Raw genomic sequence first — 23,789 nt, 5'->3', positions numbered from 1 at the left:
AAAAGTGTTTGTAGTCCTTTACTTGATAAATTTTCCATTACATGGTTTTATAACAAAAAGTACCTACCACTCAATTAACAAATATAAAACTGTTGGTAATTTATCAAATTTGCCTGTAAAAAAGTTTTAAGATAACACCTAATATTGAAAATAATCAAACAAAAAAAACATATAGCATCCTAGTTTTGGCAACAAAACAACTAAGCAAAAAGCAGTATATCCGCTGCTATTAACACATATATGGTTGCATCATCAAAAACATTTAACTTCTGTCTAAATTTTAGGTTCTTTTGCTGCATAATAAAATATAGATGCTACATAAAGAATTATTAAACTTAATTTGTAAGTATAAAACTGGCTACTTTCCAAAAACTATAAAAACCGAGTGATTTTTGTATTAAAAAAGGGAGAGCAATAATACTTAGCAACAATCCGAAACCATGTGTAAATATGTATATTCAATTTTTCTCTTTGTCTTTATAATGGTGATTTAAATTCTCGCTCATTGTTAGGTCGATTAGTATCTTTCATGTACAACTCGTCAATTATTAATTCATTGTATATTACATTATGTGTTTTCTCTTTAAGCTTATTTTTGTCTTCCATAACCAAATTATCTGTTTCAATAAACCTACATTGTTTTACCCTAAACACCCCTGGAGCACCTTTAAAAAAATCCCAAGAGAACAATCGCTTTCCATCATAATACACTTGAGGAACAATAGGTATTTGATGTTCTATTGCTAAACTAAATGCTCCATTTTTAAAAGGTGCTAAAACAACATTTTCTGTTGGTACAAACCCTTCAGGGAAAATAGCTACACTCGTTCCATTTTTAAGTCTGTTCTTGGCTCTCCCATAAACATTTTTCCTGCTTTTTGCATCATTTCTATCAACCATCACAACTACTTTTTTGTAAAAAAAACCAAAAATTGGTAGCTTTACCAACTCCTTTTTTCCTACAAAAACTATTGGATTTTTACTTGTAGCAATTAACACCCATGGATCTATCAATGATGCATGGTTGGCACAAAACATATAGCTTTTATTTCGATCTATTTCTTGCTCTCTTTCTACCTTTAATCTAAAGCCCATCCCATAGATTAAAAAAAATGACCACCCTCTCATTACCTTCCAAAAAATAGGATAGTATCTTTCTTCTGAGGTAAGTATCAACATAAATGGCGCCATAATTAATATGGAAATAATGATGAGCACATAAAACCAAATGCGCCAAATAAGTCTAAAAGGAAAATATATATATTTCAAACCTAAGCAAACATCCTTTTACTTGTTGGAAATAAAAGAGGTTGAGATAAGAATCTCAACCTCTTTTCCTTGATTATTGTGAGTTCCCCCAAACACACAATTCCCTTGAAGCATGAAGTAAATTTACAGGAATACTTTATAAAAATTTTGTGTTTTAAACAATTGGTAGGAAAAAATTAATAATCTGTAAGAAACTCTAAACAACTGGTATTATTAAAGTGTAAATAGATGGAAAAAACTATGAAAACCTTAGTTCCCGTATTTTCTTCATTAGAAATACCGTTAAGATATTCTTAACTTCCTTACCATACATAAGCTTTAAATGTTCTTTGACTATACTAATACCGAGTGGTTTTTTATTTTTAGCAGCGTTTAAACCAATGCCATTATCTAAAATAGTTGCATGCAAACTATCTAATTTAAGTTGAATTGAAAGATGTAATTCTTCCATGCCAAATAACGTTTTCTATAACAAGGTTGTAAAAGTAAAGGAACAACTTGTAGTTTTTATAGGTTTATTTTTTCATCAATTTCTAACGTATACATAAAACTATTTTTAAGTCTCATTTGTTTAAGTTTTTTTTAGGTTGATAAAATCTCAAGTTCTTCCTTTAAGGTTATTGAGTTTTCACTCATTACTTGCAGTATTTTTCTTATTAACAAAGAAAATTTTGTAATAAAATTTGAGGCTTTATCTATTTTATTTTGAACCACATAATTGTTGATAGAATTTAAAGAATTAAATAAAAAATGTGGATTCATTTGGTTTTGAGAAGCTGTCATTTTTAATTCAATATTTTGATTACTCTATTTTAGTAAACTTACTTCTACTTCTCCTTCTATATATAATTTCTCTAAAATGATACTCTTAATAAAAACTCCTACGGAATAATAAAACCTTAAACTCACTCTAAAGTCAACTAAAAATATTCGCTTTTAATCATTTTTAAGGAGCTAATATCTGCAAAAACTAAAAATATAATTGAACCCAATATTAAATAAAAAACTTGTTTTATTTTTAGAGAAAGAGTATTAAAAATGCACAAATAGTAGAAAAAGGCACCAAACATGCTGTCACTTTTTTCTGAGATTTATACCCATAAAAGCACTACACTTAGTAGTTGTTGTCAACAACAGCATAATTCTATCTAGCCTAAGAAAATCTTCTTTTATATTTACCAAGCTTGTCTCAAAATAAATACAGCGTATGCTGCATATTGTATTGAAAAACTTATATTTTGATAGTAGTGTTGTACAATATTAGATGTAAAAAATCTCTCTTGCTAAATAAACAGTTAATCAAAAGAGAGATATACTGTAATACTTATATAAAACATCTCTATTCTGTATATAGTTAAAAATGGTAAATAAAAAGCTTCAAAAGCCCTCCTCGTATCCAAGAATAAACGCAGGTGTCATATCTAATAGCACTACTTATCTAAATTCAATGTATTTATTAATTCATTTTTTTTACTTCGGCTAACGGCTATTATTGTCCCTTCATTAAGGGTTAGCTCATTTACTCCTTTATTATATTCTACAACATAATTAAGGTTTACAACGTATGAATTATGAACTCTCAAAAATTCGGGGTATATGATTTTCTTATGAACTTCTTTCAAAGTTTTTGTAGCTATAATATTTTTACCATTAGTTAAATGTATCGTAGTATAACTTTTATCTGATTTTAAGTATAATATATCTTCTTTAGGTACTAGATATACTCTACCGTCTGCCTGAATATTAATTTTAGTATTCGCTTCTTCAAAGACTTTATGTTTTAATTGATTTTTTACTTTAACTAGAGCTAATGTAAGTTCATCTATATCTATAGGCTTCATAAGATAATCAAGAGCTTTTACTTTCACAGCTTTAATTCCGTATTCACCATACGCTGTAGTAAAAATTACTTGAAAACTTCTATTTGGAAACTTTTCAATAAAAGAGAAACCATCCATTTCTGGCATTTGAATATCAAGAAAAACAAGATCTGGCTGTAGTTCTTTAACAATATCTACCGCTATGGTTGGAGAACTACATTTTGTTACCAATAGCTCTTCTTTTACACATTTTTTCAACTTCCATTCTAACGCTTCTAATGCGTCTTTTTCATCATCAATGATTACAACTTTTAACATACCCCGTTACTTTAAATTTTCTCATTAGGAAAAACAATGGTAACCTCAGTTCCATTAGTTTCTTCATAATTAACTCCATTAATTTTAATGGAAACGTTTCGGGGGGAGTAAATTAAATCAAGTCTATTCTTTACTGTATCAATTCCAAAAGACTTTCGTTGAATTCCACGATTCTTTTTTTGGTTTAAAGACTCTGTAAAACCTACACCGTTATCTATTACTTTTGTAACAATAAAACCGTCTTTCTTTTTTACTTTTATTTGTAGCTTCTTATCTCCTTTTTGTAAGCTAAGTCCGTGCCAAATAGCATTTTCTATGAAGGGCTGCAAATATAGAGGAACTACTTTTACTAACTCTACCTCTATATCTTTATCAATAATTATTTCGTACGTAAAACTATTTCTTAGCCTTGCTAACTCTATATTTATGTATAATTCTGCTATTTTTAACTCTTCTTCAAGCGAAATATACACTTTTTCTGTGGTTTGTAATACTTTTCTTATTAAAGAAGAAAACTTTGTTATATAAGCAGAAGCTTCTTCTTTTTTATTTTGAAGAATAAAATTATTAATTGAATTTAATGAGTTGAATAAAAAATGAGGGTTCATCTTATTCTTAAATGCTGTCATTTTTAATTCATATAATTGGGAAGACTTCTTAAATAAATTAAGTTCAATTCTTGATTTTTCGACTTCTATTTTCTTTAAAACATCCGCCAATAAAAAGGCATAAATAATGGTTTGAATTAATATTCCAATAAAAAAGTAAAACATATGATGAACGTCTATATCAATTAAGAAACGTTCTCCTTTTATAATTTTTATTGCTGTAATATTAGCTCCAATTATTAATAGAACTGAACCCAATAAAGAATATACACCTTCTTTTGTTTTTATTACTTCTACATAAGCTAGCCCACCAACAAAAACAACTGATAGTAGAGGTGCTCCATAAAGAAGTACTTTTTTTTGTACTTCGTATCCCCAAAAAAACTGAATTACAGCTAAAAGAAAAGCTATTAAAATTAAAATTTTACCCACTTTTTTTGCAGTCTTATTCCATTTTGGGTAATCCTTTTTAGTATTAAAAAGTTTTCTAGCAAAATGTATATAAAATGAAAAAGCTATAAATTGGATTGAAAAAACTAAGTATTCATAAACACGATTCATAAAATCATTTACAAAAACGCCCTTTATTAAAAAAAAGAACACTCCTAATAAATATATCGAATAGTATTTATAAACCTCTTCTTTGTTCTTTAAATAAAACACAAAATGATATAATAAAAGAAGTAAAACTCCTCCTCTAATCCAAGAATAAAATAAAGAGTTTATATCAGAAAGCATAGTTTTCTAAATATAAAAAAAAAATTGTTAGAAAATGACTTAAACTTCTAAGAAACACAAAAATATGAAAGGTTTCATGATTATATTTTAATTTTTAAATAAAATAAAAAAAGTGTTTGTAGTCCTTTACTTGATAAATTTTCCATTACATGGTTTTATAACAAAAAGTACCTACCACTCAATTAACAAATATAAAACTGTTGGTAATTTATCAAATTTGCCTGTAAAAAAGTTTTAAGATAACACCTAATATTGAAAATAATCAAACAAAAAAAACATATAGCATCCTAGTTTTGGCAACAAAACAACTAAGCAAAAAGCAGTATATCCGCTGCTATTAACACATATATGGTTGCATCATCAAAAACATTTAACTTCTGTCTAAATTTTAGGTTCTTTTGCTGCATAATAAAATATAGATGCTACATAAAGAATTATTAAACTTAATTTGTAAGTATAAAACTGGCTACTTTCCAAAAACTATAAAAACCGAGTGATTTTTGTATTAAAAAAGGGAGAGCAATAATACTTAGCAACAATCCGAAACCATGTGTAAATATGTATATTCAATTTTTCTCTTTGTCTTTATAATGGTGATTTAAATTCTCGCTCATTATTTGGTCTATCAGTATCTTTCATATACAACTCGTCAATTATTAATTCATTGTATATTACATTATGTGTTTTCTCTTTAAGCTTATTTTTGTCTTCCATAACCAAATTATCTGTTTCAATAAACCTACATTGTTTTACCCTAAACACCCCTGGAGCACCTTTAAAAAAATCCCAAGAGAACAATCGCTTTCCATCATAATACACTTGAGGAACAATAGGTATTTGATGTTCTATTGCTAAACTAAATGCTCCATTTTTAAAAGGTGCTAAAACAACATTTTCTGTTGGTACAAACCCTTCAGGGAAAATAGCTACACTCGTTCCATTTTTAAGTCTGTTCTTGGCTCTCCCATAAACATTTTTCCTGCTTTTTGCATCATTTCTATCAACCATCACAACTACTTTTTTGTAAAAAAAACCAAAAATTGGTAGCTTTACCAACTCCTTTTTTCCTACAAAAACTATTGGATTTTTACTTGTAGAAATTAACACCCATGGATCTATCAATGATGCATGGTTGGCACAAAACATATAGCTTTTATTTCGATCTATTTCTTGCTCTCTTTCTACCTTTAATCTAAAGCCCATCCCATAGATTAAAAAAAATGACCACCCTCTCATTACCTTCCAAAAAATAGGATAGTATTTTTCTTCTGAGGTAAGTATCAACATAAATGGCGCCATAATTAATATGGAAATAATGATGAGCACATAAAACCAAATGCGCCAAATAAGTCTAAAAGGAAAATATATATATTTCAAATCTTTAAATTTTAAATAACCCAATATTATTTAACCCTTTCTTTTGTAGAATAACTAAACTTTATCATCACAAATCTCTGTTGCAGAGTTTAACTGTATGTGCGAATGTAGTAATTTCTTTTGTTTGATAAATTTTAAGCTTATTTTTGCCTGCTTAAGTAATAACTTAAATACAAATATTACAAAACAGACCTATGTCAAGAATTTTAACAGGCGTACAAAGTACAGGAACCCCACATTTAGGAAATTTATTAGGAGCAATTTTACCTGCTATTGAAATGGCAAATGACTCAAATAATGAATCATTTATTTTCATAGCCGATATGCACTCTTTAACTCAGATTAAAGATGGAAACGAATTGCGAGAAAACACCTATAGTGTTGCTGCAACTTGGCTTGCCTGTGGTATTGATATTAGTAAAACTGTGTTTTATCGCCAAAGCGATATTCCTGAAGTTACCGAGTTAACTTGGTATTTGAGCTGCTTTTTTCCCTACCAACGTTTAACCTTAGCTCATGGATTTAAAGATAAAGCTGATCGTTTGGCCGATGTAAACGCTGGTTTATTTACCTATCCAATGTTAATGGCTGCGGACATCTTATTGTATGATGCTGAAATTGTTCCTGTTGGAAAAGATCAGTTACAGCATTTAGAAATGACTCGTGATGTAGCTAACAGGTTTAACAATATTGTAGGTGAAACTTTAATTCCGCCTCAAGAAAAAGTAAGTGAAAATACCAAATTAGTTCCTGGGACTGATGGTGAAAAAATGAGCAAATCACGAAATAATTTCATCAACATTTTCTTACCAGATAAGAAATTACGCAAGCAAATTATGGGGATTCAAACAGATAGTAAAGCTTTAGATGACCCAAAAGATCCAGATATGGATAATGTTTTTGCACTATATAAATTACTAGCTTCAGAAGAGCAAATTGCTGAAATGCGTGCTAATTATAAAAATGGAGGTTATGGATACGGACACGCAAAACAAGCTCTTTATGAATTAATTGTAGACAAATTTGCTGATGTACGCGCAAAGTACAACCACTATATGGAAAACCGTCATGAAATTGATGAAGCTTTAGCTGTAGGGGCAGAAAAAGCTCGTGTAATAGCAAAAGATGTGCTACAAAGAGTTCGAGATAAAATAGGATATTAAATATACCCCCTTTGATAAACAAGTTGTTTTATCCTTAAAAAACAAGGAGTATAACCCTATTAAAAACGGGAAATAGATACCCCTTTTTAACTGTGTTTTTTGGTATTTTTATACTACTATTAATCTCAAACTAACATATTATGCCACATTATGCACAAGGAACGACAGGGTGGACAAAATTGAAAGGCTATCAGGCTTTATGGGATCCTAAAATTGATTTAGGTAAATTTTACTTTACGACATTTCAGGGGAAAAGACAGGAAACTCCATATATGACGGCAGATAATTTCGCAAGAGTAATTGATATTCTAAGAAATGAAACTCCTGTTTACGGAAACGCAACTACTGGCTCTGTGACCACACAAGGGGAACTTGTTGGTGAAGAAGAAAGTTAGTCTATAAATATTGTTCCGTCCTAAAAAACCCAGAATAAATTTATTCTGGGTTTTTTAAGGTTATTTACCTATATTCACAGTATGAAAAAATTACTAATTATAGCTTTTATAGGAATTGCTGCTTGCAACACTCCAAAAGAGAAAACTCAAATCGTTGAAGCTTCTTGCGGACAATGTCAATTTGGTTTAAATAGCCAAAACGGATGTGATTTAGCTGTAAAAATAGATGGACAAGCCTATTTTATTGATGGTGTTCACATAGACGATTTTGGTGATGCTCATGATGAAAAAATCGGATTTTGTAATGTAGTTAGAAAGGCTGAAGTTACTGGGAAAGTTGAAGATGATCGATTTAAAGCTACTTCTTTTAAAGTAGTTGAATAGTTTAAAAAAGGATAGAACATAAAATATCCGAAGTAATGTTACTTCGGATATTTTTATACCTCTCTCAACCTAGTTTAAGGTGCTGGATTCGGAATTACTTTGTGTACCGCTTCTATTTCTTCTAAAATATCTTCTGACAATTCTATATTAATTGAATTGATATTCTCTTTTAACTGACTCATTTTAGTAGCTCCAATAATGTTACTCGTTACAAACGGTAATTGATTAATATAAGCCAATGATAATTCTGTTAACGTTAACCCATGTTTATTTGCTATTTTTTGATACTCTAAAACTGCTTTTTCTGAACCTTCATTTTTATATCTGGCTATAAACCTTGGAAATAAGGTTCCTCTTGCTCCTTCTGGAGTTTTTCCATCAATATATTTTCCTGTTAACACTCCTTGTGCTAAAGGAGAATAAGCTAACAAACCTATGTTTTCTCTCATAGAAACCTCAGACATTCCAACTTCATATCCTCTATGAATTAACGAGTATGAGTTTTGAATAGTTACCATTCTTGGTAAATCATGTTGTTCTGCTGTTTGCAGGTATTTCATCGTCCCCCAAGGTGTTTCGTTAGACAAACCTACATGTTTTATTTTTCCTTGTTTTACAAAGTCATTCAGGGTTTCTAAAATTTCTAAGTGCTTTTCAGCTTCTTTCGCAGAAGTTTTATAAGGGTAATCACGTACTCCAAAACAGTTCACCCCGCGATCTGGCCAGTGTAACTGATACAAGTCAATATAATCTGTTTGTAGTCGTTTTAAGCTACCTTCAATCGCTTCAGTTATATTTTTTCTATTGAACCCTCCTGTTCTAATATGCGCGGTATAATCGCCGCCTCCTGCTATTTTAGATGCCAACACTACTTTATCTCTGTTTCCTGTTTTTTTGAACCAAGAACCTATGATTTTCTCAGTTGCTCCATATGTTTCTGGAGTAGCTGGTACAGAATACAATTCTGCAGTATCAAAAAAGTTCACTCCTTGTTCTAAGGCGTAATCCATTTGTTCATGACCTTCTGCTTCTGTATTCTGTCTACCCCATGTCATCGTTCCTAAACAAATTTTTGAAACTTTTACATCGGTATTGGGTAGTGTTGTGTATTTCATATTGTTGTATAACTATTAAAGGTTTACTAAAAACCATTGGTCATTTCGAAAGAGGCACGATTGAGAAATCTTTAATTTGAAAAATTACTCCCTTAATGAGATTTCTCGCTACCGCTCGAAATGACAAATTATTTTAAAATTGCTTCAATTCCTGGTAAGGTGCGCCCTTCTAGCATTTCTAGCATCGCTCCTCCACCTGTAGAAACATAACTCACTTTATCAGCAAATCCAAATTGTTTTACCGCTGCAACTGAATCTCCTCCTCCAACTAACGAGAATGCACCATTCTTAGTAGCTTCTGCAATTGCATTTCCTAAACCAATAGTTCCTTGTGCAAACTTTTCCATTTCAAAAACACCTAAAGGTCCGTTCCATAAAATAGTTTTAGATTTTGCGATAACTTCGGCAAATTTTTCAACAGTTTTAGGTCCGCAATCTAATCCCATCCATCCATCAGGAATTTCATTAGTATCTACCACTTGCGTATTCGCATCATTTGAAAAAGCATCTGCAATAACAACATCTACTGGTAAATGAATTTCTGTATTATTTTCTTTTGCTTTCGCTAAAATTTCTAACGCTAGCTCTAATTTATCTTCTTCAACTAGTGAATTTCCAATTTTTCCTCCTAAAGCTTTGATAAACGTAAATGTCATTCCTCCACCAACAATGATATGATCTACTTTTTCGATAATATTTTCAATCACTCCAATTTTAGACGACACTTTTGCACCTCCTAAAATAGCTGCTACTGGTTTTTTTGAATTGTTTAATACTTTATCAATGCTTTCAATCTCCGCTGCTAATAAGTTCCCGAAACATTTATTTTCTGGAAAAAATTGTGCAATAATTGCTGTAGATGCATGTGCTCTATGTGCTGTACCAAAAGCATCATTTACATATACATCACCCCATTTAGATAATTGTTCAGCAAAAGCAACATCTCCTGCTTTTTCTTCTGAGTAAAAACGTAAGTTTTCTAATAGTAAAACTTCTCCGTTTTTTAAGTTTACAACAGCTTCTTCAACAGCTGAACCAACACAATCATCAACAAACTTCACTTGTACACCTAACACTTCTGTTACTTTACTAACAATATGGCGTAACGAAAACTGATCTTCTTTACCTTTCGGACGCCCTAAATGTGACATTAACACACAGCTACCTCCATCTTCTAATATTTTTATAATCGTTGGTTTTGCTGCTTGAATTCTTGTATCGTCTGTTACTTCAAAAGCACCATTTAAAGGCACATTAAAATCCACACGGATTAATGCTTTTTTATTTTCAAAATTGAAATCGTTCAATGTTTTCATTTTAAGTTGTGTTCTGTTTCAGCAAACAAAAATAATTATTTAAATCTGATTGGTTTCTATTCTTTTTAAGCTTTCAATCTTATTTATATCTTTGTTAAACTTACATACCAATATGAACACAACATATATAAAAATAACTTCAGAAAAACTCAACTTACAAGAATGTTACGATTTTGTGGCTGATCCTTCTTGTGGTGGAATTGCTGTTTTTGTAGGTACTGTAAGAAATGTTACGCAAAACAAAGAAGTAACCCAACTAGATTTTTCTACTTACAAGCCCATGGCAATTAAGGAAATGCAAAAAATTGCTGATGCCGCTTTACAAAAATTTGGAGTAACAAAAATAGCCATTCACCATGCTGAAGGCTTGTTAACCATTGGTGATATACCTGTTATTATTACGGTTTCTTCTCCGCATAGAAAAGCTGCTTTTGAAGCTTGCCAATATGCTATAGATACCTTAAAAGAAACAGTACCTATTTGGAAAAAAGAATTTTTTGAAGGTGGTGAAGTTTGGGTAAATGCGCGTCCTTAAAAATATTATATTTGGAATGAAGTTATTTCTAACAAAGTAAAATGAGTGTGAGAAATTTTACAATGGGGCATTAGCTCAGTTGGCTAGAGCGTTTGACTGGCAGTCAAAAGGTCATCGGTTCGACTCCGATATGCTCCACTTTTTATCTTTAAATTATGCTTGAGTTCACTACCACAACCAACCTAACAGAATTGCTTCAAATATTAGAGTTGCAACAACAAAATTTACCTGAAAAATTATCGGAAGCAGATAAAAAAGAACAGGGGTTTGTTACGGTTCGTCATAATTTTGAGTTATTGAAAAAAATGAACGATGTACACCCACATATCATCGCAAAAAGTAATGGTAATGTTGTTGGATATGCTTTATCAATGTCTATTTTTTTTAGAAATGACATCCCTATTCTCATTCCTATGTTTGATGAAATTGATACTACTTTACAAGGTACAAAACCCTATATTTTAATGGGACAGATTTGTATTGACAAACACTACAGGGGAAAGGGTGTTTTTAGGGGTTTGTATACAAAAATGAAAGAAGAGTTCTCTGGAATATACGATTCTATTATTACTGAAGTAGATGAAGAAAATACTCGTTCAATGAATGCACACAAAGCAATTGGTTTTAAAACCCTAAAAACCTACAGGAGTAATAATCATAACTGGGAAATTATTTACCTAGATATTTAGTATGGCAAATCGGCTGGCTCAACAAAACTAATTGTCGGATTGTACAATTCTGTTAACAAGTTTTTTATTTCAGCCATAAATTCTTCTAATTTCTCTTGTGTGATTGCTTTATCAGGTTTTCGGTAATTGGATGAGAAATTCATTTGTAAAAACCCACTTTTTAAGTTTTTAAACGAGATAATTCCTGCTTCAAGAGACTTTTCAAAATTAAATTGTGTGTGTTGTGTATATAAAAAAGCATATAACATCACCTGAATAGCTTTATGATACTTTAAATCTCGTATCACCTCAAAGTCGAGTACTTTTAAATTCGTGCTATCAACCATTCCAGTTTTATAGTCAATAACTCTTGTTACACCATTTAGCTCATCAATTCGATCAACGATTCCTTTTATTTTTATTGGGAAATCAATTCCCTCAACTCTTATTTCTGAGGACAACTCTTGCTCGGTAGCAATTATTTTTAGTTGATTGTTCTCATCTTTCAATAATTGTTTTTCCTTTGTCAAGAAATTCTCTACAAAACGATTAGCTACTTCAAAAATCAATCGATTTTTTCCTGTGGTTAAATCTCCGTTTTTAAAATGCTTTAAAAAATAAAAACTCACCAGTTCTTTTGTTCTTTTCTGCATTTTCTCAACATCTTCTGCATGCAAAAATTTTCCTTCAAAAGGTTTATACAATTCTTCTAAAGTATCGTGTACTACCGTTCCCATAGTGTTTGCTGCAACGGTTTCCTCAACATCTTCTAACTCATTAATTTTTAAAATTTTCTGCTTGTAAAAAGCAATCGGATTATACAAATAATTGGTCAATGCTGACGGGGAAATTCCTTTTTGAGCTAATTCTTGTAAGCGTTCTAGTACTTTTTCATCTTTCTTAATTTCTTTTAATTGAACAGGTGAAGTTACTACTTTAGGGCTAACAATTTTTTCGGTAATATCGTCTCGCATCATTTCTAACTGTGTTACAAAACGACTTTTTTCCCCGCTTCCAAAAACATCATGTTCAGTATTATACAAAATGTAAATGTTTTTAGCTCGTTGTAATAATCTGAAAAAATGATAAGAAAATAGTGCATCTTTTTCTCTGTAGGTTGGCAACCCAAACTCTATTTTTACGTCAAAAGGAATAAAAGTGTTTTGCTGTTGATTGGCTGGTAAAATTCCTTCATTTACTGAGGTTATGATTACATTTTCAAAATCTAACACACGTGTTTCTAACACTCCCATTAACTGTAATCCTTGTAACGGTTCTCCTTGAAAGGATAAGCTTTCTGACTGGATTAATTGTCTAAAAAATTGATGTAAGGTTTTTAAGTCTTGTACATACCCAAATTCATTGTGTAAGTTTTGTAACTGAGTAAATGCGGTATAAAAACGAAATAAATATTCTTTTTCTAACTCATTCGCATTTTCTTTTAGCAAATTAATCAGATTAATTATTCTGTTTAAAAACTCACTAATTGATAAAAACGGGTTAAAAATATTCTTTATAGTTTTCTTTATTTCTTCACTAACAGGAGATAAAAATGTAACAATTTCTTCTTGGCTTACAAATGTGTTATTTTCTTTGGCTATAGCTTGTGAAATTACATCAGCAATATTCTTTTCTTCATTTAATTGCAGTAGTGTATAAATTGTTGCGTCTTTTACTAACCTGACTACATCTTTATGATAAAAAAGATTTTTTTTCTTCTTTTCTAACTTTTCTTGATTAATAAATAGATGGAAAATAGCAAATACTAAACTTGTCGTAGGCACATCTTTTAAAGGGTAGCCCATAGTAATATTAACCGCATTTACGGTTGCTGGTAATGAATTTAAAGTAATCGGCAACAGTGTTTCATCTGCCAACACTAATGCTGTATTATTATAATTAGGAAGTTTGGCTAAAATTTCACCTGCATATTTTATCTGTGTGATATTTTTAGAGGCTCCAATTACTTCAATATGTTTCTCTTCTGAAAAATACTCTTTAATGGTTTGAATTGGATGCTTCTGATAGTATTTCCAGCGAGTTTTGTACTTTCTTAAAAAGCTTCCTGCTTGATGTTGACTTTCATAAAATGTTCTGTCAATATCCCAATAAGCTTCTGCGTTTCCATCCAATAAAAGTTGTTCAAATAGTAATTCTTCTGCTGTATTTAACGCATTAAACCCTATAAAAAAGTATTTCTTGTGCTGATTCTTACCAATGAACTCTGTTATTTTTTTAGTTGCCTCTCTGTATAAAACTCCTTGATATCCAATATTATTTTTAATCAAAAACTCATAAAAGGCATCGTAATATTTGTTCAACTTTTCCATGAAAGCAAAGTGATCTTTCATTAGTTCTGTTTCTTTAAACTCTCCCTTTACCGACCATTTTCTTAAGCGATGAATATCTCGTAAATACACAAATATCTCTCGTGTGTTAATCAAGTGTTGGTCGATCTCATTAAAATCTTGTAACACTGTAAATGCCCACGATGAAAACACATCAAAAGAATCTGGATTTTCTTCTTGCTCTTTGTAAATGGTATAAAAATGGAAAAGAAGCTGAACTGCATCAATCTTTTTCATTTCTGAAATTTCTTCAACGAAATCACCAATATTTATAATTTCTGGTAAGAAGCCTGCAGAAATTTTATTTTTAAACGTTTCTTTCACAAAAACTCCCGCCCTTTGTGAGGGAAGTATAAACACAACATTTTCAAACGATTTGGTGTTTTGTAAAATAGTATCTAACGTTTCTGAAATAAAAGACTGCATTTTTTATAAAATGGTTTTAGCTTGAATCGAAAGTACAATTTTTATCCTATTTTTGAGAGTACAAACAGCCTATATCCATGAACACAACGAATCACTTAAAAGCAGCTTTGATTCAAGCAGATTTAGTTTGGGAAAATCCAACAGCAAACAAAAAACGATTTGAGGAGAAAATTAACAATTTAACTGAGGATATTGATTTAATTGTTTTACCTGAAATGTTCACTACAGGATTTACTATGAATGCTTCAACTGTTGCTGAAACTATGGATGGTGAAACTATTCAATGGTTACAAAATTTAGCTCAAAAAAAAGCTGTTGCAATTACTGGGAGTATCATTATCTATGAAAATAATAATTTTTACAATCGCTTATTATTTGTTCATCCTTCAGGAAGGATTTACACATACGATAAAAAACACACATTTACATTGGCAGGTGAGCATGAAGTGTTTTCTTCAGGAACTGAAAGAATTATAGTTGACTATAAAGGATGGAAAATTTGTCCACTAATATGTTATGATTTACGTTTTCCTGTATGGGCTAGAAATACTGAAAATTATGATTTATTGTTATATGTAGCTAGCTGGCCTAAGCCTCGTATTGAAGCATGGGATAGCTTATTAAAAGCTCGCGCAATTGAAAACATGAGTTATACCATTGGTGTGAATAGAGTAGGGGCAGATGCTAACAATTATGAATATACTGGGAATACAATTTGCTACGATACTTTAGGGAATTGTTTAGCTAAAAACAACCAAGGAACTGAGGAAATACTAATTGTTGAGTTAGATAAAAAAATACAAATAAAAACTCGTAACCGATTTCGGTTTTTGGATGATAGAGACAAGTTTATACTTCAATAAAAAAACAGCAACCAAAAGAAAGGTTGCTGTTTTTATTTTTATGCAGGAATCATCCATTTAAAGTTGAACTGGGTATCAGGTACTACCATACGTTCAGTGATTCGATACATTCTGTCTGGTAATTTCATTAAGAAATCACGTGCTTTTTCTGCTTCAGGTGTTAAGTTCGTAATCTTATCTATTTCCCAAGCTTCATTTAATTTCTTTAAAATATCTACATAATCAAATCCAGTATATACTCCTATTCTTTGTGCCACTATTGAGAAATCATCAAATAAGCTTCCTTTTTCTCCAAAGGATTCTCTTAAATGCATTGCAGGCATTACTATTTTATGTTTCATCATGTGTTGAAACGCCAACATCATCTCACTTGGGTCTATTTTGAAAATTTCTTTTACAAATTCGGTATAAGCCAAGTGGTGACGCATTTCGTCTCCTGCAATAATACGAGACATTTTAGCCAAAGCCTTATGCCCTTGTTTTTTTGCAATTTTTGCTACGTTATGATGAGAAATGTACGTTGCTAATTCCTGAAAACTTGTGTACACAAAGTTCTTATATGGATCAGTAGCTGTACCTATATCAAAACCATCAGCTATTAAATGTTGAGTAGATACTTCAACTTCACGCATATTTACTCTTCCTGAAAGATATAAGTATTTATTTAATACATCTCCATGACGGTTTTCTTCAGCAGTCCAAGCACGTAACCATTTTGCCCAACCGTTATCTGGTTGTTGCGTTACTCCATCTAAGTCTAATAACCAAGATTCATAGGTTGGTAGTGCTTCTTCAGTGATTGTATCACCTACTAATACCACCCAGAAATCATCATCAAGCTCTTTTGATAGTTCTTGAATTTCTTTTACTTCATCAATAAAGGAATCTTTTTGTGAATTGGGTAAAAAATCGGTTGGTTGCCAAATTTTCTCGATTGGCATTAAGAATTTGTCTACAAAACTGTCTATATTTTTTTCCAGCGTTTGCATTACTTCCTTTCTAATATTTTGTATTGACATAATTTAGATTAAGGGTTTATATTTGTTGTTGTTTGTTTTTTATGCTAATAGATAGCTGACTTTACAGCTGCTTCTGTCTTAGAAATTAACTCATCAAACGGTAAGCTATTTACCTTTATTGGCTCGTGAGTTATTATTTTTATTGGACTTCCTATTCCCAATGGGAATTTTCCGTATTTAAATACTTTCCATGAGTTGTTAATTGAAATAGGGACTACAAAGGCTTCCGGATTGTACTTAACAATCATTTTAAGCCCGTTTACAGAGAACGGTTTAGGTTTTCCGGTTCTACTTCTCGTTCCTTCAGGAAAAATTGCTGCAGACCATTTATTTTTATTAATACTTTTGGCAAATCTTCCTAATTCAGATAATGCTTGTTTAGCGTCTTTTCTATCGATTAGGGCGGCACCTCCGTGTTTTAGGTTAAAAGATATACTAGGAATTCCTTTTCCTAATTCTTTCTTTGATACAAATTTTGGGTAGTGTCTTCTAAGATACCAAATAATTGGCGGAATATCAAATGTACTTTGATGATTTGCTACAAAAATTAGTGTAGTATTTTCTGGTAACTCTTGTTTGTTCTCAAATTGAACACGAATTCCTAGTATTAAAAGTGATTTTATAAGAAACCAATTCATGATGTTTACTACTTTTTGATGCCCTTCTTGACCAAAAAGTTTTAGCCCTAACCATTGTAATGGATGGAAAATTAACAGTAAAGAGAAAAACACCAATCCAAAGATTGATGAGAGTATATAACTTAAAAACTTCATTCTATTAGTTATTTTATTACTTGCTTGGTTATTTTATTCAATAAATTAAATCATACTGATTTCATTATTAAAACTTAACTAGTGTACAAAAATAGAAAATCCCGCGGAAGCGGGACTATAATTTTGTCTTAAAACCAATTGCTCCAAGGAATTCTTGCGAGGATTAACACTAATGCTAGTCCGTAGAAAATAGCAAAGGTTTTGAACTTGGCTTCACTTTTTATTTGTTTTTTATGTTTAGACCAACCTATGGTGATTAATACGATAGCTATAATCATCATTATAGGGTGTTCTATTGCTAACAAACGTGTCATAGGCTCTCCCATAACTTCACTTCCATTTGCTTTTAAAGTTTTGTACCAAGGAGACATAAAGTACCAACCTAAACCTATTAATAGTTGAATATGTGTTGTTATTAACGTGAATAGTCCTAAACGGAACTCTTTATGGGTAAATTCTTTTTTTTGTACTAATCCTATAATAGCATTTACCACCGTAACTATTAAAACTGCTAATACAACGTATGCCCAGTAAGAGTGCAAAGTTTTCATCATAATTTTCTGCTTTTTTTATTGAATGTAAAAATACTGAATTTTCTGCATAAAAAAACCACCTCTAAGAGGTGGTTTTAAGTTTTATATAGATTGGGTAACTAGAATGTGTAGTTTATACCTATATTCCAAGTTCTACCTAATCCAAAGTATACTCTGTTACTTGTGTTAACTCCTCTATAGGTATCATCTCCAGGTTTAGCTTCGATATTCGTATCAGATTCTGACATATATAATTCGTCTGTTAAGTTACTAACATTTAACCTTAACCCGATTGAACTATCATTTTTAAAGCTATATTTATATGATAAACCAGTATCTATTAATGCATAACCTGGTAATTCAATAGTTTTTCTATTTTTAGCTTCTAATATATCTGATGCAGAATCAGTAGAACTAGCTCCAAAAGATTCTGGATCAATTCCACCACCATACAAGCTTCCTACATAAAAACTACTAATATCAAACCTTAACCCTTCAGTAACCTTATAATCAAATCCTAATCTGAAAGTAGTTTGAGGTGCATCACCAACTTTTTTACCATCTAAGTATAAAGTTTGTATTTGTTCTTGACCATTAACTAAAACAGGATTATTTGCTTCGTCAAAATAGGTTGCTGTTACGTCTGCTCCATATTCATAATTAGCTACAGACCCCATTAAACTTACTGTTAAGTTACCAAATTTTGCAGTTGCATCTAACTCAACACCTTGGTGAATTTGTTCTACACCTTCTAAGTTAGCTGTACCTCTTACTTCATCTGGTTGACTTCTATTAAAGGTAGCAGACGCTCTTAAGAATCTATCTTTCCAAGAAGTTCTATATAAGTTTAAATTCACGCTGTAATTCTCATGACGGAAACCATAACCAATTTCTAATCCTAAGATTTTCTCATTAGTTAATCCTTCGTTAACGTTATTATCATTATAATTAGGGAATACCGCATCAAATAAAGGTTGTTTAGAATAGAAACCAGCATTACCAAAGATATTGTGCTCTTCGTTAATATTCCAGTTAAGACCACCTTTTACGTTTCCTCCCCATAAATTTTGCCAATCAGACTCTTGTTCTGGATCAGAATCTAAATAGTTAAAGTAATCAATTCTTTTGAAACTTTGACGAGAAACAGCTCCTTGAATAAATGCAGAAATATCATCATTTTTATACTCCAACTGAGTAAATCCACCCATCCAGTTTACTTTACCGTCATTGTAATAATCTACTTTTACTTCATCGTCTACGTTAGAAAATACATTTAAAATGTTAGAAATAGAAGGCTCATAAGTTTCAGTTACTACGTTACCTAAATTATTAATATCATCATTATCAATGTATGCATCTGCACCCATTAGATCTACTAATCTTCTATAGTGAATTCCTTTATAGGTTCTTAAATCAACTCCAAAGTCAAGCGTTAAATTCTCGTTTAATTCTGTATTAAAGTTAGAAATAACTCCAAACCAGTTGTGTGAGTTCATTGAAGATCTTTGTGTAATTCCATTCTCAGCACTATACCTCCAGTTTCTATCGTACCCTGGTATTAAACTTCTGTGAGGTGTGTTACTGTTATTTCCATTAATAAATTGACCTTGAATAGAAGCAGGACCTCCTTCTCCTCCAGTATATCCTTCTCTATCTGCTCCAAAATCAGGAACTGATTGTCCAGAGTTCCAAGCTACAATATCATCAAAACGAATCAATCCATTTTCATCTTTAAAATTATCTGAATAAGATTGCCCTCCGTTTATACGTCCTAAAGAACCTACTGATCCTCCACGACCTAAAGAAGCATATAAAACTGTAGATAACTTAGAGCTATCATTAATATTCCAGTCCCAGTTTAATGATGCTACTGGTTTATGGTAGAAATTCCCACTAAAAGTATCTTCTTTTCCGCTTCTGTATCCCCAATCTGAATTGTATCTTCTGTTTGGTTCTACTCCGTTACCGTATTTAATATAATTAGCTATACTTGGTGCAAAACCTCTTTGGTTGTGTCTTTGTGGAGCTCCAGTAATGGTTAACTGTAAGTTATTATTATCATTCGGTCTATACCCAAATGCTAAATAATAACTGTACCCTTCAAATTCAGTACCATCAACGTAACCATCTCCATTTGTTCTACCAAATAAAGCTGAAACTGACATACCATTTTCTAATAATCCTGTGTTGTAAGAAACAGTGGTTTTTAAATAATTATCATTACCTACACTAGCATAAACTCTACCTCCTTCTTTTTTATCAGCAGAACTAGTTAAAACATTAATAGTACCGCCAACTGAAGATATTGCTAACTTAGAAGAACCTAAACCTCTTTGTACTTGCATTGCAGAAGTTACATCTGATAAACCAGCCCAGTTAGACCAGTACACCCATCCATTTTCCATGTCATTAACAGGCATACCGTTAATCATAACAGCTGTATTTCTTTGATCAAAACCACGAATATTGATTCTCGAATCTCCGAAACCACCTCCTTGTTTAGTAGCATATACAGAAGGAGTTGTGTTTAAAATTTCTGGAAATTCTTTAGATCCTAGTTTCTCCTGAATTTCGGAAGCTTTAATAGTAGAAACAGCTACAGGTGTTTCTCTATCTTTAGCTATATCTATAACTCCAGTAACAATAACCTCTCCTAATACATTAGAAGGCTCTAAAGCGATTGTTCCTAAATCAGACGCTCCTGAAAAAGAAACAGTTTTGTTGGTATATCCAACAAACGATACTACTACTACTCCTGAGTTAGAACTAGCGTTTAGTATAAATTTCCCATCAAAATCAGTTGCTGAACCGTTTGTAGTGCCTTTTACTACAACGTTAGCTCCTGGTAATGGTTCCCCCATTTCGTCAACTACTGTACCAGTAATTTTTGTTTGACCTAAAACTGTAGCCGTTACAAAGAACAGAGCTACTAATAATACATTTTTAAATGTTTTCATTTCTTAATCTAATTGTTATTAAATGCAGCTACAAATATCCCGCTTTTACCTATTGCTAATATTAACTTAATGTTAAGTTTTAACAAGAAATTAAGACTCTACAATACATAAAAAATCAAAAATCACTGAATATCAATAACTTAATTTAAACAGTATTATTAACAAACCTTACTTATAAGTTAAAAAAATGCAGAAAAATAAGAAAGCTTGGTTTTTAAGTGTTGGTAAGTTTTTTTTGAGCTAATTCTTTTCCTAACTCTACACCGAATTGATCATATGAAAATATGTTCCATAAAACTCCTTGTACAAAAATTTTATGCTCATATATAGCTAAAAGCATTCCTAAAGAATAAGGGGTTAGTTTTTTAAAAACTATTGAATTACTAGGATGGTTACCTCTAAATACTTTGTAAGGTAAAAGTGTATTTATTTGGTTTAACTGGCCATTTGTTTTTAAATCTAAATGTGCTTCCTCTTTTGTTCTACCAAAAGCTAATGCATCTTGTTGTGCAAAATAATTTGCAAGCAATTTTTCATGATGACCTTCTAAGTTATGTAATGGTTCTTTAAAACCTATAAAATCAACCGGTATTAACTTAGTTCCATGATGTAATAATTGCATAAAAGCATGTTGTGAGTTTACTCCTGTCCCTCCCCATACAATGGTTCCTGTTTGATAATCCACTCTATTTCCATTTCTATCAACGTCTTTACCATTACTTTCCATTACGGCTTGTTGTAGATAAATTGGAAGTTTTTCTAAATATTCACTGTAAGGTAACACCATTTCAGTTTCTGAACCAAAAAAATTATTATACCAAATACTCATAAGAGCTAATACAACTGGTATGTTTTCATTAAAATCAACAGTTCTAAAGTGCTTGTCTATTTCTTCTGCTCCCCTTAACAACTTTTCAAAATTATTAAAACCTAACGACAAAGAAATCGATAAACCTACGGTTGACCAAAGAGAAAAACGGCCACCAACCCAATCCCACAGGGGAAATACATTTTTCTTATCGATACCAAAATTATCGACTGCTTTTGTGTTACACGAAACAGCTACAAAATGCTTAGACACATCAAAAACAGTAGCTGACTTTAAAAACCAATCTCTAATTGTATTAGCATTATTTATTGTTTCATGAGTTGTAAAACTTTTAGAAACTATAACAAAAAGTGTCGTCTCAGGATTTACTCTTTTTAAAACTTCAAAAACATGATCTCCATCAATATTTGAAACAAAGTGAGTATTCAGTTTATTTTTGTAAAACTGTAATGACTCTACAACCATTTTAGGACCTAAATCTGATCCACCAACACCAATATTGACAATATCTGTAATTGATTTTCCTGTATACCCTTTCCACTTTCCTGAAATAACCTTGTTACTAAAAGCTTTCATCTTTCGTAAAGCGGTTTTAATTTGGGGTTTTACATCTTTTCCATCAACTAAAACAGGAGTATCAGAGCTGCTTCTTAGAGCTGTATGTAATACTGCTCTATTCTCTGTAACATTAATTTTGTCTCCTGAAAAATATTTTTTAATAGCATCTTTTAACTCTACTTCTTCTGCTAGAGAAATTAATAACTCTATTGTTTCTTCTGTTATTCTATTTTTAGAGTAATCTAAAGATAGTCCATCTATTGAGACAGAAAACTTTTCTTCTCTATTTTTGTCTTTTCTAAACAACTCTTTTAACTTGTAATCTTTTACTTCGTTAAAGTGTTTTGTTAACTTCTCCCAAGCAATAGTTTCAGTTGGTTTTTTATTTAGTAAAGGCATAATTAATGTGTAGCTAAGGTTTCTTTTTCTTTAAATGAAAGTGGTTCCGGTTGTGGTAGCTTAATACTATCTAACTGTTTTTTTAATGGCCTAATATACTCTAAATATGTTGGTTTAATTTTAGGGTCTAAAGGTTCTGCTGAAGGCAGTTTTTCACGGAACGGATCTACTTGTCGCCCATTTTTCCAAAAACGATAGCAAACATGTGGACCACTTGTATTACCTGTCATACCTACCCAACCAATTACATCTCCTTGTTTTACATAATCTCCCACTCTTACGTTACGCCTCTTCATATGTAAATACTGTGTTGTATAGGTACTATTGTGTTTTATTTTTACGTAGTTTCCATTTCCTCCTCTTCTAGCAGATTTTACAACAGTACCGCTAGCTGTTGACATAATTTCTGTTCCATATCTAGCAGCGAAATCAGTACCTTTATGAGCTCTTATTCTATTACCATATAACTTAATTCTTCTTCTTAAATTATATCGTGAAGAAATTCTGTACTGAAATTTAATTGGTGATTTTAAAAATGCTCTTCGTAGCATATTTCCATCTTGATCGTAATATTCAGGAATTTTTTTTATCGAATCGGCAACAAATCTATAAGCATACAAGTTTTCTCCATTGTGGTTAAAAATAGCAGCTTTAACCTTTCCATATCCAACAAAGGTAGTATCGTTAATAAATTTTTCTTCAAAAATCAACTTAAATGTGTCTCCTTTTTGTAAGCGGTAAAAATCTAACGTCCAAGCATAAATATCTGCAACTGTATTCGTTAATATTGGTTTTAGTTGTAAGCTATCCATTGTTATGGATAAATTAGAATGAATTTCACCTGCTATTTCTTTTTCTACAGTTTTTATCTTTTTTCTGTGTGTGTATGCAGAAATTAGTGAATCTTGGAAGTCAATAACGGTTGCCTCAACTTTATTGTGTTTATATATAAAAACCTTTGCTTGCTCCAACGAATCTTTAGATGCTAATATTGTATATGCTCTACCTGTTCTAACCCTTCTAACATCAAAAGTGTCTTTAATTTTTGTAGCTATTTCATTAATTTTGGGATACATTACATGATATCTATCCATAATAACCCCAAAACTTTCTCCATTTTTAATTGTATCGTTAATGACTGTATAATCATCTAAATTAAAACCATAAGCTATAACTGGCTTTGGTTTTTCTATTTTAACAGGCTCTTGTATAATTACTTTTTTTTCTTTTTTACAAGAAAAGAAAAGACATAATAGTATGAATGGAAGAATGATTTTTTTCAAAAAAAGCTGCTTTAAATTTGAATTTATCCACAAAAGTACAAATAAATAGTGTTTTTTCTTGCACTTTAACAATTCTTAAACAGCTAATATGTATT

21 protein-coding genes and 1 tRNA gene are annotated in these 23,789 nt (G+C 31.2%); 7 read left to right on the top strand and 15 right to left on the bottom strand.

Annotated elements, in window-relative coordinates; genetic code table 11:
- Positions 1-477: 477 nt before the first annotated feature.
- From ACKTSW_RS14290 to ACKTSW_RS14265, 6 genes are all read right to left on the bottom strand, one after another.
- A complete protein-coding gene (locus ACKTSW_RS14290) occupies positions 478-1,191 on the bottom strand; it encodes a lysophospholipid acyltransferase family protein (RefSeq protein WP_408025925.1) in 714 nt (237 codons plus the stop codon).
- A 316-nt stretch (positions 1,192-1,507) separates the two neighbouring features.
- Positions 1,508-1,720 carry a hypothetical protein gene (locus ACKTSW_RS14285; protein WP_408025924.1) on the bottom strand — a complete coding sequence of 71 codons (213 nt, stop codon included), beginning with the start codon at positions 1,718-1,720 and terminating at the stop codon, positions 1,508-1,510.
- Between the two features lie 131 nt (positions 1,721-1,851).
- Positions 1,852-2,052 carry a histidine kinase gene (locus ACKTSW_RS14280; protein WP_408025923.1) on the bottom strand — a complete coding sequence of 67 codons (201 nt, stop codon included), beginning with the start codon at positions 2,050-2,052 and terminating at the stop codon, positions 1,852-1,854.
- A 647-nt stretch (positions 2,053-2,699) separates the two neighbouring features.
- Positions 2,700-3,407 (bottom strand): LytR/AlgR family response regulator transcription factor, encoded by a 708-nt coding sequence (locus ACKTSW_RS14275; RefSeq protein WP_408025922.1) that lies wholly within the window; start codon positions 3,405-3,407, stop codon positions 2,700-2,702.
- A gap of 11 nt (positions 3,408-3,418) precedes the next feature.
- Entirely contained in the window at positions 3,419-4,753 is a 1,335-nt protein-coding gene (locus ACKTSW_RS14270) for a sensor histidine kinase (RefSeq protein WP_408025921.1), read from the bottom strand.
- A 585-nt stretch (positions 4,754-5,338) separates the two neighbouring features.
- Positions 5,339-6,052, bottom strand: a complete 714-nt coding sequence (locus ACKTSW_RS14265) for a lysophospholipid acyltransferase family protein (RefSeq protein WP_408025920.1) — start codon at positions 6,050-6,052, stop codon at positions 5,339-5,341.
- Between the two features lie 272 nt (positions 6,053-6,324).
- Between ACKTSW_RS14265 and trpS the strand changes: the two genes are divergently transcribed.
- The 3 genes from trpS to ACKTSW_RS14250 all read left to right on the top strand — a co-directional run bounded on the left by trpS (position 6,325) and on the right by ACKTSW_RS14250 (position 8,072).
- Positions 6,325-7,293 (top strand): tryptophan--tRNA ligase, encoded by a 969-nt coding sequence (gene trpS, locus ACKTSW_RS14260; protein WP_408025919.1) that lies wholly within the window; start codon positions 6,325-6,327, stop codon positions 7,291-7,293.
- A 140-nt stretch (positions 7,294-7,433) separates the two neighbouring features.
- Positions 7,434-7,688 carry a hypothetical protein gene (locus ACKTSW_RS14255; protein ID WP_115899774.1) on the top strand — a complete coding sequence of 85 codons (255 nt, stop codon included), beginning with the start codon at positions 7,434-7,436 and terminating at the stop codon, positions 7,686-7,688.
- Between the two features lie 81 nt (positions 7,689-7,769).
- Positions 7,770-8,072 carry a DUF6370 family protein gene (locus ACKTSW_RS14250; RefSeq protein ID WP_408025918.1) on the top strand — a complete coding sequence of 101 codons (303 nt, stop codon included), beginning with the start codon at positions 7,770-7,772 and terminating at the stop codon, positions 8,070-8,072.
- Positions 8,073-8,146: 74 nt separating this feature from the next.
- Here ACKTSW_RS14250 and ACKTSW_RS14245 read toward each other — a convergent pair whose 3' ends face one another.
- Positions 8,147-9,187: an NADP(H)-dependent aldo-keto reductase gene (locus tag ACKTSW_RS14245; RefSeq protein ID WP_408025917.1), complete on the bottom strand. Its 1,041-nt coding sequence runs from the start codon at positions 9,185-9,187 to the stop codon at positions 8,147-8,149.
- 128 nt (positions 9,188-9,315) lie between these two features.
- A complete protein-coding gene (locus ACKTSW_RS14240; RefSeq protein WP_408025916.1) occupies positions 9,316-10,503 on the bottom strand; it encodes a phosphoglycerate kinase in 1,188 nt (395 codons plus the stop codon).
- Between the two features lie 112 nt (positions 10,504-10,615).
- Here ACKTSW_RS14240 and ACKTSW_RS14235 point away from each other — a divergent pair, with 112 nt between their 5' ends.
- From ACKTSW_RS14235 to ACKTSW_RS14225, 3 genes are all read left to right on the top strand, one after another.
- Positions 10,616-11,038, top strand: coding sequence for a molybdenum cofactor biosynthesis protein MoaE (locus ACKTSW_RS14235; protein ID WP_408025915.1), 423 nt, complete (start codon positions 10,616-10,618; stop codon positions 11,036-11,038).
- A 64-nt stretch (positions 11,039-11,102) separates the two neighbouring features.
- A tRNA-Ala gene (locus tag ACKTSW_RS14230) sits at positions 11,103-11,176 on the top strand.
- A 17-nt stretch (positions 11,177-11,193) separates the two neighbouring features.
- Positions 11,194-11,727 (top strand): GNAT family N-acetyltransferase, encoded by a 534-nt coding sequence (locus tag ACKTSW_RS14225; protein WP_408025914.1) that lies wholly within the window; start codon positions 11,194-11,196, stop codon positions 11,725-11,727.
- Here the strand turns inward: ACKTSW_RS14225 and ACKTSW_RS14220 are convergent.
- Positions 11,724-14,480: a PD-(D/E)XK nuclease family protein gene (locus tag ACKTSW_RS14220; RefSeq protein ID WP_408025913.1), complete on the bottom strand. Its 2,757-nt coding sequence runs from the start codon at positions 14,478-14,480 to the stop codon at positions 11,724-11,726. The two genes, ACKTSW_RS14225 and ACKTSW_RS14220, sit on opposite strands and share 4 nt — an antisense overlap.
- A 77-nt stretch (positions 14,481-14,557) precedes the next feature.
- Here ACKTSW_RS14220 and ACKTSW_RS14215 point away from each other — a divergent pair, with 77 nt between their 5' ends.
- On the top strand, positions 14,558-15,343 hold the full coding sequence (locus ACKTSW_RS14215; RefSeq protein WP_408025912.1) for an amidohydrolase: 786 nt from the start codon (positions 14,558-14,560) through the stop codon (positions 15,341-15,343).
- A gap of 38 nt (positions 15,344-15,381) precedes the next feature.
- On the opposite strand, the gene ACKTSW_RS14210 is transcribed toward ACKTSW_RS14215, so the two are convergent.
- From ACKTSW_RS14210 to ACKTSW_RS14185, 6 genes are all read right to left on the bottom strand, one after another.
- The gene (locus ACKTSW_RS14210) at positions 15,382-16,362 is read right to left on the bottom strand and encodes an acyl-ACP desaturase (RefSeq protein WP_408025911.1); all 981 of its coding nucleotides are present in this window, start codon (positions 16,360-16,362) and stop codon (positions 15,382-15,384) included.
- Between the two features lie 44 nt (positions 16,363-16,406).
- Positions 16,407-17,135 carry a lysophospholipid acyltransferase family protein gene (locus ACKTSW_RS14205; protein ID WP_408025910.1) on the bottom strand — a complete coding sequence of 243 codons (729 nt, stop codon included), beginning with the start codon at positions 17,133-17,135 and terminating at the stop codon, positions 16,407-16,409.
- 128 nt (positions 17,136-17,263) lie between these two features.
- Positions 17,264-17,686, bottom strand: coding sequence for a hypothetical protein (locus tag ACKTSW_RS14200; RefSeq protein WP_408025927.1), 423 nt, complete (start codon positions 17,684-17,686; stop codon positions 17,264-17,266).
- A gap of 101 nt (positions 17,687-17,787) precedes the next feature.
- Entirely contained in the window at positions 17,788-20,625 is a 2,838-nt protein-coding gene (locus ACKTSW_RS14195) for a TonB-dependent receptor (protein WP_408025909.1), read from the bottom strand.
- Between the two features lie 214 nt (positions 20,626-20,839).
- On the bottom strand, positions 20,840-22,411 hold the full coding sequence (pgi, locus tag ACKTSW_RS14190; RefSeq protein WP_408025908.1) for a glucose-6-phosphate isomerase: 1,572 nt from the start codon (positions 22,409-22,411) through the stop codon (positions 20,840-20,842).
- Between the two features lie 2 nt (positions 22,412-22,413).
- Positions 22,414-23,694: a peptidoglycan DD-metalloendopeptidase family protein gene (locus ACKTSW_RS14185; protein ID WP_408025907.1), complete on the bottom strand. Its 1,281-nt coding sequence runs from the start codon at positions 23,692-23,694 to the stop codon at positions 22,414-22,416.
- Positions 23,695-23,789: the final 95 nt, after the last annotated feature.

Source organism: Tenacibaculum sediminilitoris (assembly GCF_964513795.1).
Taxonomy (GTDB): domain Bacteria; phylum Bacteroidota; class Bacteroidia; order Flavobacteriales; family Flavobacteriaceae; genus Polaribacter; species Polaribacter sediminilitoris.
This window is presented reverse-complemented; position numbering and strand designations above follow the sequence as displayed.